This window comes from Streptomyces niphimycinicus, from assembly GCF_018883605.1.
GTDB classification, from domain to species: domain Bacteria; phylum Actinomycetota; class Actinomycetes; order Streptomycetales; family Streptomycetaceae; genus Streptomyces; species Streptomyces niphimycinicus.
Genome location: NZ_JAHLEM010001084.1, coordinates 1 through 321, shown reverse-complemented (window position 1 = coordinate 321; position 321 = coordinate 1). Strand labels below are relative to the sequence as shown.

The 321-nt window shown below is 68.2% G+C and carries 1 protein-coding gene; it reads right to left on the bottom strand.

Annotated features, from left to right (window positions below; genetic code table 11):
* On the bottom strand, positions 1-321 hold a 321-nt coding region (locus KN815_RS47715), incomplete at both ends, for an acyl-CoA synthetase family protein (RefSeq protein ID WP_216348011.1).

Sequence of the window (321 nt, the reverse complement as noted above, 5' to 3'; positions counted from 1 at the left end):
GGTCCTCCCGCACGACCACCGCGGCCTGGGCCACCTCGGGATGACCACGCAGCACAGCCTGGATCTCGCCCAGCTCAATACGGAAGCCCCGCACCTTGACCTGGTCATCGACCCGGCCCACATACACCAACTGACCATCGGCGTTCCATCGCGCCACATCGCCCGTGCGATACATCCGCGCGCCCACAGGGCCGTATGGATCGGCGGTGAAGCGCTCGGCGGTCAGATCCGCACGCCCCAAGTAGCCACGCGCCAACACCACTCCCGCGATGTACAGTTCACCGGCCACCCCCGGCGGCACCGGACGCAACGACGCGTCCA